This is a genomic window from Pontibacter coccineus (genome assembly GCF_030546575.1).
GTDB lineage: Bacteria > Bacteroidota > Bacteroidia > Cytophagales > Hymenobacteraceae > Pontibacter > Pontibacter coccineus.
Map to the genome: position 1 here is coordinate 137181 of NZ_JAUOTN010000010.1, position 11555 is coordinate 148735.

General features: G+C 51.7%; 9 protein-coding genes. 5 read left to right on the forward strand and 4 right to left on the reverse strand.

The features are described 5' to 3' along the window. Positions 1 to 2: 2 nt before the first annotated feature. Entirely contained in the window at positions 3 to 899 is an 897-nt protein-coding gene (locus Q4E40_RS19230; protein ID WP_303414586.1) for an aldo/keto reductase, read from the reverse strand. A 987-nt stretch (positions 900 to 1886) separates the two neighbouring features. On the opposite strand from Q4E40_RS19230, the gene Q4E40_RS19235 reads away from it, so the two are divergent. The 3 genes from Q4E40_RS19235 (at position 1887) to Q4E40_RS19245 (ending at position 4762) form a co-directional block, all read left to right on the forward strand. Continuing rightward, complete coding sequence (locus Q4E40_RS19235) at positions 1887 to 2354, forward strand: MaoC family dehydratase (RefSeq protein WP_076666409.1); 468 nt, start codon at positions 1887 to 1889, stop codon at positions 2352 to 2354. A gap of 35 nt (positions 2355 to 2389) precedes the next feature. After that, the gene (locus tag Q4E40_RS19240) at positions 2390 to 3628 is read left to right on the forward strand and encodes a cysteine desulfurase-like protein (RefSeq protein WP_303414591.1); all 1239 of its coding nucleotides are present in this window, start codon (positions 2390 to 2392) and stop codon (positions 3626 to 3628) included. A 426-nt stretch (positions 3629 to 4054) separates the two neighbouring features. Further along, positions 4055 to 4762 carry a fasciclin domain-containing protein gene (locus Q4E40_RS19245; RefSeq protein WP_303414743.1) on the forward strand — a complete coding sequence of 236 codons (708 nt, stop codon included), beginning with the start codon at positions 4055 to 4057 and terminating at the stop codon, positions 4760 to 4762. A 159-nt stretch (positions 4763 to 4921) separates the two neighbouring features. On the opposite strand, the gene Q4E40_RS19250 is transcribed toward Q4E40_RS19245, so the two are convergent. From Q4E40_RS19250 to Q4E40_RS19260, 3 genes are all read right to left on the reverse strand, one after another. Further along, on the reverse strand, positions 4922 to 6436 hold the full coding sequence (locus tag Q4E40_RS19250; RefSeq protein WP_303414593.1) for a SpoVR family protein: 1515 nt from the start codon (positions 6434 to 6436) through the stop codon (positions 4922 to 4924). Between the two features lie 323 nt (positions 6437 to 6759). Continuing rightward, on the reverse strand, positions 6760 to 8019 hold the full coding sequence (locus Q4E40_RS19255) for a YeaH/YhbH family protein (protein ID WP_303414596.1): 1260 nt from the start codon (positions 8017 to 8019) through the stop codon (positions 6760 to 6762). 209 nt (positions 8020 to 8228) lie between these two features. Further along, entirely contained in the window at positions 8229 to 10157 is a 1929-nt protein-coding gene (locus Q4E40_RS19260; protein ID WP_303414599.1) for a PrkA family serine protein kinase, read from the reverse strand. A gap of 520 nt (positions 10158 to 10677) precedes the next feature. Here Q4E40_RS19260 and Q4E40_RS19265 point away from each other — a divergent pair. Next, on the forward strand, positions 10678 to 11139 hold the full coding sequence (locus Q4E40_RS19265) for a hypothetical protein (protein ID WP_303414601.1): 462 nt from the start codon (positions 10678 to 10680) through the stop codon (positions 11137 to 11139). Positions 11140 to 11195: 56 nt separating this feature from the next. Further along, the gene (locus Q4E40_RS19270; protein ID WP_303414603.1) at positions 11196 to 11519 is read left to right on the forward strand and encodes a hypothetical protein; all 324 of its coding nucleotides are present in this window, start codon (positions 11196 to 11198) and stop codon (positions 11517 to 11519) included. Positions 11520 to 11555: the final 36 nt, after the last annotated feature.

Consider the following 11555-nt stretch of genomic DNA (forward strand, 5'->3'; position numbering starts at 1 on the left):
TATCAACGATGCTGTTCATACCTATTCGCCCGCAATGTTTGCTGCAGCGCTTTGATTTCTTCTGCCGTTAACGAAACACTCTTGCTGATCCGCAGGGCATCGTCCAGCTGCTCTTCGGTGCGAATACCCAGCACTGCCGCACTCACAGCCGGGTGGTACAAGGTATAGCGTACCGCCACTTCTGCTGACTTGCGGCCCGTACCGGCCACAGCCTGCACAGCATCAGCAGCCTTCTGCACCTCCTCTAAGGTATAGCCAAGGTATGGTTTGGCGGGCTTTCCAGCCAGCAGTCCCTGCGCCAGACTACCGCGGGCCAGCACGCCTATCCCCTGCTCCTGCAGCAGGTCCAGCACCGATTCCTCAGGTCTGCGGTCGAGCAGACTGTACTGCAGCATGACACTTGCAATACCCGACCGACTGACATACTCCCGTATTACATTGGGCCGGATAGACGAGATGCCATAGTGCCGGATCTTGCCCTGTTTTTTCAGCAGCTCAAAGGCTTCGATGGTGTCATCGATCGGATCGTCGATGGTGCCACCGTGCAATTGGTACAGGTCGATGTAGTCGGTTTGCAGTCGCTTAAGACTCTCATCCACGGCCTGCAGGATGTAACTCTTGGTAGGATTCCAGTCCCAGCCACTGCCATCTGCCCGCCACTGGTTACCAACTTTGGTCGCGATGATCACCTGCTCGCGCATCCCGGCAAACGCTTTCCCGACTGTTTCTTCATTTGCCCCTTTGTCATACAGATCGGCCGTGTCAAAAAAGTTTATCCCCTGCTCCACCGCACGGTGCAGCAGCCTGGCGTTAGCCGCATGGTCGCTGCCCAGCGACATACACCCGAAAGCGATCTCACTTACCTGTAGGTCTGATTTTCCCAGCTGTTTGTAGGTCATGGTGGTCGAGTTTTGCATGATTTGTTTCTATAGCGTAGTTTGGGGGAGAAGGTTGGGGTATACCTCATTACGATCCCACCCTTTTTCGGAGGCCCATAGTCCCAGTATTTTCAGGATTGAGAAAGTAGTCGGAAAGCGCAAAGACATCGCAGCGTCTTTCAAACCTGCGAGCGTCCGGTGGTCTAAGCAGGTATAGCTTGTCTGGATTATTACCTCCCCTAACCCCCTGCTAAAAACAGGAGGGAGAACCGTGCACGATTGACACACCCCTGCCCCTCTCGAGAGGGGAATTAGCAGTCATCGCCATTCCAAGGTATAAGCTTCGAAACTACTGCTCAACTATACCGGGTCCAACCACCCCCAGCCCCTCTTGGGGGGAGGAGCCCTCTAAAAAGTCTAAGGCGGGGAATCTGTTGCTGCTAATTCGCAGGTATAGACTTTGTGGCTACAGTTTCATGTGCACGATTAACATCCCCCTACCCCCTTCAAAGGGGGACTTCAGCCATTACCAATTCACAGGTATAGCCGTGTTGCAAAGGCCACACACACCACTGGCAGGTATAGCAAGACTAACTTGCACGTTCACTATGAAACAGATAGCTGTGCTCGGTGCGCCTTTGACGATTTTTTGTTTGAGCGGTCAGCGAGTTCAAAAGCGTCTTGATTTTTTTGCTTACTTTTTTCATCAAGGAAAAAAGTGAGTGCCCGCCGCACAGGCGAAGCAATGAAACAAAACAGTTTAGGTATAGCAAGTCAACAGCTATGGCAGTTGTAGACTGGCTATCATATGTAACCACAAGTTGCGCTGAAGCTAAACTATCGGGAAGCCAGAGTGCTATACCTGGGCCAGAGGCCCCACCTTAGCCTTCACGAGCGAAGACACTCACACCATCACCAGAATTCGCCCCCCCGCTTAAGCATAGGAAATAACTAATTTTCCAGAATAAAACGTATGTTTATACCACCAACACAAACACTAAACCTAACATGAGTCAATTAACCATTAACAGCCTCGAAGAACTGGAATCGTACCAGGGGAAAGAACTGGGCGTATCCGAGTACCACACCATCACGCAGGAGCAGATCAAGAAATTCGCAGACGCGACCCTCGACCACCAATGGATACACCTGGACGAGAACCGCGCTACCATCGAGACTCCTTTCCGGTCGACGATCGCACACGGTTACCTTACGGTTTCCTTGCTGCCCTACCTGTGGGGCCAGATCGTGAAGATCGGGAATGTGAAGATGCAGGTGAACTACGAGATAGAAAGTCTGCGCTTCAACCAGGCCGTAACCGTGAACAGCCGGGTGCGACTGCGTGCCAAAATGCTGTCTGTTAAAAACCTGCGCGGCATCGCCAAAACGCAGATCGAGGTTACCCTCGAAATTGAGAACAGCCGTAAACCGGCATATACCGGCGTGGTCACGTTCCTGTATCACTTTAACGATTAACTGGCCCTTCGGCGGGTCATTCAGCTAAACAGCTTATGAGCGCTTTAACCATAGCAGAGATTCGTACATCCTTTCCGGCCCTGCAGGCATCCGGTGATAAAGCACCTTTCATCTATTTCGATGGGCCCGGCGGCACCCAGATGGCGCAGCAGGCCATCGACGGGATGCTGGCTTACATCACTGGCGGCATGGCCAACCTGCACGGCGCCTTCCCGACCAGCGTAGGCACCGACAACCTGCTGCTGGAAGGCCGCAAGGCGGTGGCGGATTTGGTGCACTGCGCTCCTGAGGAAGTGGCCTTCGGGCAGAACATGACCACGCTGGCCTTCAGCATCGCCCGCAGCCTCGGTAACTTTATTTCTTCTGGAGATGAAGTGGTGGTGACAGAAATGGACCACCGCGCCAACGTAGATCCATGGGTTACGCTGGCCACTGACAAAGGCGCGAAGGTGCGGTTCATAGAGCTGAACCCGGATACCTATACCCTGAACCTGGACAAACTCGACGAGCTGATCACAGAGAAAACAAAACTGGTGGCAGTCGGGATGTCGTCGAACGTGACAGGGACGGTGTCAGATGTCAGTCGCGTGATAGCGCGGGCCAGAGAGGTGAATGCGATCGTAGTGCTGGATGCCGTGCATGCCGTACCGCACCTGCCCGTCGACTTTCAGGAGTTGGGCTGCGATATCCTGCTTTGCTCTGCCTATAAGTTTTTCGGTCCGCACATCGGCATCGCCGTGATCGCGGCTTCGCTCTTCGAGAAACTGCAGGTATACAAACTGGCGCCTGCACCGCAGCAGATTCCCGATAAGCTCGAAACAGGCACACAAAACCACGAAGCCATTGCCGGATTGATCGGGGCGATCACGTTTATAGAGCAACTGGGCGAAGGAAATACCCGAAGAGAGCGGCTGGTTTCAGGTATGCAGCGCATCGAAGAACATGAACAGCAGCTCACAGACCGGCTGGACAGTTTTCTGCGCCAGGTTCCCGGACTGAAGCTATATCGAGCGACAACAGGTATTTACAAGACACCAACCTTCGCCTTTACGATACCAGGTATAAAAGCCCGAGAGGTGACGAGCTGGTTTGCCGAACACTACCAAATGTGCATCGCCGACGGCCATTTCTACGCCTCTACCATGGCCGACAAACTGGGCGTAAACGAAATGGGCGGCTGGGTCAGGATCGGGCTAGCGCCCTACAATACGCTCGAAGAAGTCGAGCTTTTTGAGGAAGGCCTGGAGGAATTTATCACCACCCACTGTACATAATAAATACACTGTAGATTGCTTGACTCACTGCTTCTAATCAGCCTGCAGTAACAGAGCAGCAAATAGGTTATCAACCTCTTTAATCTTCTAATTTTACAATTACAAGATTACTGAATGCTGCCACCAACAGCGTAAATTCCGTGCACAGTTAACTAAAAGCAATGCTTTGCCACATTATGGCAAAGCATTGCTTTTTTTATGCCACTGGATATAATCATCAGGCTAACAGGCAAATAAATTTAGTTAAGGGTTTACCATTGCGCTATTAAAGTACATACAAATGAAACAACATTCATTTAGAACAGTAGAAATTCATAGTACTTGTTTTCTGGATCAATCAAGAAGCCAGGTACAGATTTTTATATTTTGTAACCATTAACAAAGAAAGTTATGAAGATGAAGAATATTTTAAAGCCGATTGCCGTGATGGCAATGTCGACTTTTGTGATGTACGGTTGCGCTAGCTCTGGAGAGACAACTGATGCAACTGCTATGGAAGAAGAAGCCACTTATAGTGAGACCGAGCGTATGGCAGGGACAACCACTGAAGAGACAACAACTGATGAGGAAGGACAGGTGCTGGATGTGTTGGTTGTGGAAGAGAAAGCAGTAGTGCCGGTAGGGACGATCGCCGTTACAGCGCTGGCCCTGGAAAACCCCGTTCCGATTGACGACATGTTTGACGACATCGACGATACAGAACAGTACACGGTAATGGAGCTGGCCAGAAAAAGTCCCAACCTCTCCACGTTTGTGAAATTAATCGAGCAGGCGGGTCTGGAAAACGATCTGGAGCGTTTGGATAAGATGACATTTTTCGCCCCGACAAACGAAGCCTTTGCCAAATTGCCGAAAGACAAGCTCTCCAAGCTGTTGCTAACTGATAACAGGGCCATACTCTCCGCCATGGTTCAGGCGCACATTTTGCCTTCGGAGGTAGCTTCAGGACAGTTACAAAGCAATACTAGAATCCGGATGACAGACCAAAGTTACCTCCCTGTCAATACTGATAATAATGGTACCATCACCTCTGTAGGAAATGCAGAACTGATTAAGACGGATGTGGAAGCATCTAATGGCAGAATCCACGTACTTGACTCCGTTATCATGCCATCCGCAGTGGTTGATCTATAAGGCAAATCAGCCGGATTAACGCTACGCACTCTTTTAGAGAGACAAGATAAACACAAATGATAAAAGCGCTGAAGGATATGTTCCTTCAGCGCTTTTATCGTTTTATAGCCAGTGATTAAGACATAGCAACCATCGTTGAGGAGCGGTTTCTGCTGTCCCCTACTTTATTTCAAACACACTCTCATTTATCCCCAGCTTGTTCTTGGAGTGCAGCTCGATCGGGAAGCCCCAGAGGTAGCGAAGGTGTGCCAGGGTCTGGCGGGCGCTTTTGGTTTCGAGTTTGCGATCCCGCTGCATGGAGTGCGTCAGGTATAGCTTGCTGGTCTGGTGACGGTCTACGCGAGTAACCTGGATGTTGGGAATATGGCTGGAACGGTCGTACTGCGCCGCCAACTGCTCCCGCACGCGGCGGTAGCCCCGTTCGTTGTGAATGGCCCCGATCTCAAACTCCGTCTCGCCTTCGTTGTCGATGATCGTAAACAGTTTCATGTCGCGGATCACTTTCGGGGAGAGGTACTGCAGAATAAAACTATCGTCTCGGAAGTTCTCCATCATGTACAGCACCTGGTCCAGCCAGTCCTTACCGATCAGATCCGGGAACCAGGCCCTGTCTTCCTCAGTCGGCTCCTGGCAGATGCGCTTGATGTCCATGAAAATATTGAAGCCCAGGGTATAGGGGTTAAGCCCGGAGTAGAACTTGCTGTTGTACTCCGGTTGATAGAGCACGCTGCTGTGGCTCTTGATAAACTCCAGCATAAAGCCGTCGTTAAGGTAGCCCTCCTCGAACATCTTATTGATGATGTGGTAGTGCACGAATGTCGCAAAACCCTCATTCATCACCTTAGTAGCGCCCTGCGGGTAAAAGTACTGTGACACCTTACGGACAATGCGCACAAGTTCCCGCTTCCATGGCGGCAGAGCCGGGGCATATTTTTCAATAAAATAAAGGATGTTGTCTTCCGGCTCTTTAGGGAAGCGGCCTTCGTCCAGCGCACTGATCTCGTGCTCGGCTGTGCTTTTGGGCAGGGTGCGCCACAGTTCGTTGTAGTTTTCGTGCCGGATCAGGGTGAGTTTTTTCAGCCGCTCGTTCTCCTCCAGTGCCGACAGTTTAGAGGGTTTCCTGTACTTATCGACGCCGTAATTCATGAGCGCGTGCGCAGCATCGAGCACCTTCTCTACCTCCTCTTCTCCGTGCTCCTCTTCGCAGCGCAACACATACTCCCGCGCAAAAGCCATGTAGTCGACAATGGAGTCTGCGGAAGTCCAGTCGAGGAACATGTAATTGTTGGCAAAAAATGCATTGTGTCCCTGGCAGGCGTGGGCGATCACGAGCAGCATCATGCAGGTGGAGTTGTTCTCCATGTTGTAGCTGATGCAGGGGTTAGAGTTGATCACAAGTTCGTAAGAAAGCCCCATGCGTCCCTTGCTGTAGTTGCTTTGGTTGAGCACAAAGTCCTTCCCAAACTTCCAGTGCGGGTACGAGGTAGGCAGCCCGGTGAGCGCATAGGCGTCCAGCATCTGCTCCGAAGTCACGACCTCGATCTGGTTCGGGTAGATCTTCAGCTTCAGGTACTCCTTCCCTATCCGGCTGATCACTTCATCCGCCGCCTGCAGCGTTTCATAATCCCAGTTCGGATCACAAAACATCGCCCGGTATTTTTCTTTCTCTGTCATGGATCAGGATTTACAGAATTTTAGGATTTTCAAGATTAGATATTCTTAACCTTTAATTGTTTTTCTTATGTCATTTCGACCTTAGGGAGAATGTGGGGAATTACTGTCATCCCCCTTCCCCCCCTTAAAAGGGGGACTTTTAGCTACTACTTCTTATCTGTCATCCAGAAAGGATCTTGGTTGCAGAGAGAATGGCAGTTACTATGACACACCCCTTAATCCTCAATTTATCGAGAGCCTCTTCCACAGAGGAGAATACTCGTGCAGAGAAGTCCCCCTTTGAACGGGGCAGGGGGATGACATTTGTGCACGAAAATACTGATTCAGACGGCACTCCGCTTCCTGAACAGCCCCTGGAAAACAGGCCAGATCTCGAAGGGTTCGTATACCTGCCGGATCGCAAAAGAGTCGTCGTCACTGATGCGGTTGTAGGCCTGCCACAGGTCACTCTCGCGCGGACTGTTGCTGATCTCAATGTAGGCCATGTACTGAATAACGGGTAGAATATTTTCCAGCAAAAGCTGTTTGCATTCGGTCGCATCCTGCTTCGACCACACGTCGCCGTCGGAGGCCTGGCAGCAGTACACATTCCAATTCTCGTCGTAGCGGGTCCGCATGATCTGCTCCATCAGCTTGAGCGATGGCGCCACCACTGTGCCACCACTTTCTCTTGAGTTAAAAAACTCCTCCTCAGACACTTCCTTGGCTTCGGTGTGGTGCCGGATAAAGACCAGCTCCACGTTTTTGTACTGCCGGGTCAGGAAGATGTATAGCAGCGTGAAAAAGCGCTTGGCCACGTCTTTTTCGTGTTGCCCCATCGAGGCTGATACGTCCATGATGCAGAACATCACAGCCGAAGTGATCGGTATGGGCACCCGCTCAAAATTGTTGTAGCGTAGGTCGATGTCTTCGAAAAAAGGCAGGGTGTTCGCCTGTCGCCGGACTTTCTCCACCTCTTCGGCGAGTTCGGTTTTCAGCTGCGGGTCGGTCGCCAGCGACAGCTGCTCCTCCAGTAGCGCCAACTTCTTGTCCAGTACGCCCTTCAGGGCCAGTCGACGCCCAAGCGACTGTTGGTAGCTGGTCTTGATGTTGAGGCGGGAAGGAACGCTGTCGCGGGTATAACCGGCTCGTCGCATCTCAAAATTCTCGGTGCTGTCCATCAATTTTTTCACCATATTGGGCAGCGCCAGGTCGTCAAAAAAGTACTTCAGAAACTCCTCCCGCGACAGCACCACGGTAAACTCATCCTCGGTCACTTCCGGACTGTTGGAGCCCTTGCCGCGGCCGCCGCCCCCCCCTCCCCCTTTGGGTTTAGGCACGCGGTCGCCTTCGCTATACTTGTCGTTGCCGGGGCGCACTGCCTGCTTCTTGCCTGTTTTGGGGTCGTGATGAAAAGTAGGCTCCTCGAGTCCGCGCACGGGCACCTTCACACTACCACCGGTACTGCTGTCTTTGATGCTCTCCTGCGAGATGATGTCAGGTATAGCCTTCTTGATCTGGTTCTCCACCCGCCTCAGAAACTTCTGCCGGTTCCCAGTAGACTTCCCCTTGTCGTTCTTCCGTCTGTCGATGATGTGGCTCATTGGAGTGAGTGAATTAGAGATTGAGTGATTGAGTGAGTTGCTGCTGAGCGAATGAGTGAATTTTAGGTGAATAATAATGATTAGTGTATAATGTATAGTTGGCGAGGCGTCTGGTATATTCGAATGAATGAATCATGAAATCTTTAATTCAAAAATCAATCATTCACCCCCTCACTAACTCACTCATTCACCAAATCACTCAATCCCAACTACGCCATTGTCTTACGCACGCGCATGAACCAGTCAACCAGGATGCGGATCTGCTTGTCGGTGTAGCCGCGGTCGCGCATGCGGCGGGTGAAGTCGCGGTGCTTCTTCTCGTCTTCCTCGTTGGTTTTCACATTGAAGGAAACGACTGGCAGCAGGTCCTCGGTGTTGGTGAAGATCTTCTTCTCGATCACATTCTTGATCTTTTCATAAGAATCCCAGCGTGGGCTTTGTCCGCCATGGTTGGCCTTAAAGCGCAGGAAGAAGTTGGTCACCTCAGAGCGGAAGTCTTTCGGATTGGCTATACCTGCCGGCTTCTCGATCTTCTCCAGTTCATCGTTCAAAATGCTGCGGTCGAAGATCTCACCGGAGTCCGGGTCGCGGTAATCGTTGTTCTGCATCCAGTGGTCGGCGTATACCACATATTTTTCGAAGATGTTCTGTCCGTAGGAGCTGTAGGATTCAATGTAGGCCTTCTGTATCTCGTCTGAAATAAACTCAGCATACTTACTGGCCAGCACTGACTTGATCAGGTGCAGGTACTTGGTTTCGGTTTCGGGTGGCAGCATCATCTTGATCACCTCCTGCTCCAGCACATAGAGCAGGTGCACCGGATTGGCGGCAATCTCCTCGCTGTCGAAGTTGAAAACCTTGGAAAGGATCTTGAAGGCGAAGCGGGTGGATATACCTTGCATGCCTTCGTTTATACCTGCATCGTCGCGGTACTCCTGTATGGACTTGGCGTTCGGGTCTGTCTCGCGCAACGTCTCGCCGTTGTACACCCGCATCTTGGAGTAGATGCTGGAGTTTTCTGGCTCCTTCAGGCGCGACATCACCGAAAACTCGGCCAGGAGCTCAATGGTTTTGGGTGCGCAGGGAGCTTCTTTAAGCGAGCTTTCACGGATAAGTTTTTCGTATATCTTGATCTCCTCGCTCACACGCAGGCAGTAAGGCACCTGCACTTTGTAGATGCGGTCGAGGAAGGCTTCGTTCTTTTTGTCGTTGAGGAACTTGGCCCACTCAGACTCGTTGGAGTGCGCCAGAATAATGCCGTCGAAAGGTATAGCGCCGATCGGCTCCGTGCCTTTGTAGTTCTTTTCCTGGGTGGCCGTGAGCAGTGGGTTCAGCACCTTGATCGGGGCCTTGAACATCTCCACGAACTCCAGCAATCCCTGGTTGGCGAGGCACAGACCACCGGTATAAGAGTAGGCGTCCGGATCGCTCTGCTGATAATCTGCCAGCTTGCGGATGTCGACTTTGCCCACCAGGGTGGAGATGTCCTGGTTATTTTCGTCGCCGGGTTCGGTTTTGGAAATCGCGATCTGCTCCTGAATGGATGGGAAAAGCCGCACTACTTTAAAGCGGTTTATGTCACCATCAAACTCGCGCAGCCGCTTGGAAGCCCAGGGGCTCATGCAACCGGGTATGTAGCGGGCAGGTATAGCATACTCCTCTTCCAGCTCTTCGGCATAATCGGCAAACAGCCCGAGCGGGCTCTCAAACACCGGACTGATCTGTTCGTCTGCCTTGAGCACGTAGATGGGGTACTGCTGCATCAGATGCTTCAGCTTTTCGGCCAGGGAGCTTTTGCCGCCCCCCACCGGGCCCATCAGGTATAGGATCTGCTTTTTTTCCTCCAGGCCCTGCGCCGAGTGGCGAAAGTACGACACGATCTGCTCAATGGTGCTTTCCATGCCGTAGAAATCGCGGAAGGCGGGGTAGATCTTGATTTTCTTGTTGGAGAAAATGCGGCTCAGTTTGGGGTCCTGGCGCGTGTCGAGCATTTCCGGCTCGCCGATGGCGTCGAGTATCCGCTCAGCGGGCTTGGCATACATCTTCGGGTCTTTCCGGCACTCCTCCAGATAGGCAGCTACTGTCATCTCGTTCGTGGAGGCACTGTAATTGGTCTTGATCTTTTCTAAAATGTTCATTGGGCGTATTTTTAGAGAATCATTTTAAATCTGAGAGCAATAAGCAGCGGCCTCGTGATTGATAGCCCGTTTACTGCCTGTCAGCTGAATGTGTCATCATTTGAGTTATTATATGGTCTGCACGCCTTACATGAAAGGAATGCCGCTATGCTTGTTTGTCTGATACCGTGCCGTAGCCAGCCCTTGGTTGGATGAGGCTATACGCTCACGCACAGGTATGCGGGCAGGAAATGTGTACGCGTACACATGAAGCAGGGCGCTGCTTTCCATTGCCCGGAACAGGGGAAGAGTGGCTCGGCGACAAATTGACTGTCCCCTGTGCCCTATGTTATGCTATACGTAGATTTTATACTTATGTAACCGGGTTTGTGCCCCTCTTTATTTGCAAAACAGTGCACTTGTATTTTAAATTCAAAATCAGCAATATTTTATAACTTCACATCTATACGTATTTTGTACAAAATTGTCTATCCCTATACCTGTTGTTGCAGGCAAGGCAGCACTGACTCAACAAACAGCTATGCAAGAAGATAACTTCAATCCACGCAAGATGCCGCTTTTCCGGAAGGGTCGCGAAATCTACGAGCTCACCGTCAAGATAGCGGATCTCATACCTGAGGATGACCCCAGGCTATCCAGCAGCAAGGCTTTCATGTTGGAAGACGCGGCACTGCTGAGCGTAAAAGTGGCCGGTGCTGAGGGCGGCGACCTGTACGATATCCGGATGGAATGCGCCACCCTGATTCGCAAGGCGGCCCGTGACCTGCAGAACCACTGCAACACACTGACCATGTTTGGCTTTGAGCACATCCACTACCTGCACCTGATCAGGGAAGCGCTGGAGGAGTACCGCCTGCTGTTTGTGGACTGGGTGAAAACGTTCGACGCCTGGAACTACGCCGTAGACCGCTGGGGCCTTTTCAACCCGCCTGGCGTGCAGCCCGACGACCCTGATCCGGCTCGGGGGCTGGACGAATTATGATGGAAGCATGTAGCCTTATGCACAGGAATGAGTATAATTGATAAACGAAGCAGCTTATGGCGCAGGAAATGGAATTCTGGGATGAAGACAGGTACATGGAACTGAACACCTACTTCAGAATAAAAATACAGGGCATGGTAGACTCCGATCCTTACATCCGGGATCTTCAGAAATCGGAAGACGGGCTGCAACTGACCGACCTCATCAACCGCATGTCGGCAAGTGACCAGGAGCTTTGGGAGGAGTTCATCAAGCTGGATCGCATCAAACTGCACCTGGATATGCAGAACCACCTGGAGGGCAAAGGCACCCCCTATACCCCGCGCCATGGTTTCGGGGGCACAGACTCCGGGACCGATGACGGCCCTTCTCCCTGGTGAGCTAACTGAATCAAAAAGGGAAGCGTCGATGGGCTT

Excerpts from the sequence above, each read along its gene's own strand:
- Q4E40_RS19230 (WP_303414586.1), bottom strand. The coding sequence starts at position 899 with ATGACCTACAAACAGCTGGGAAAATCAGACCTACAGGTAAGTGAGATC.
- Q4E40_RS19235 (WP_076666409.1), top strand. The coding sequence starts at position 1,887 with ATGAGTCAATTAACCATTAACAGCCTCGAAGAACTGGAATCGTACCAG.
- Q4E40_RS19240 (WP_303414591.1), top strand. The coding sequence starts at position 2,390 with ATGAGCGCTTTAACCATAGCAGAGATTCGTACATCCTTTCCGGCCCTG.
- Q4E40_RS19245 (WP_303414743.1), top strand. The coding sequence starts at position 4,055 with ATGGCAATGTCGACTTTTGTGATGTACGGTTGCGCTAGCTCTGGAGAG.
- Q4E40_RS19250 (WP_303414593.1), bottom strand. The coding sequence starts at position 6,436 with ATGACAGAGAAAGAAAAATACCGGGCGATGTTTTGTGATCCGAACTGG.
- Q4E40_RS19255 (WP_303414596.1), bottom strand. The coding sequence starts at position 8,019 with ATGAGCCACATCATCGACAGACGGAAGAACGACAAGGGGAAGTCTACT.
- Q4E40_RS19260 (WP_303414599.1), bottom strand. The coding sequence starts at position 10,157 with ATGAACATTTTAGAAAAGATCAAGACCAATTACAGTGCCTCCACGAAC.
- Q4E40_RS19265 (WP_303414601.1), top strand. The coding sequence starts at position 10,678 with ATGCAAGAAGATAACTTCAATCCACGCAAGATGCCGCTTTTCCGGAAG.
- Q4E40_RS19270 (WP_303414603.1), top strand. The coding sequence starts at position 11,196 with ATGGCGCAGGAAATGGAATTCTGGGATGAAGACAGGTACATGGAACTG.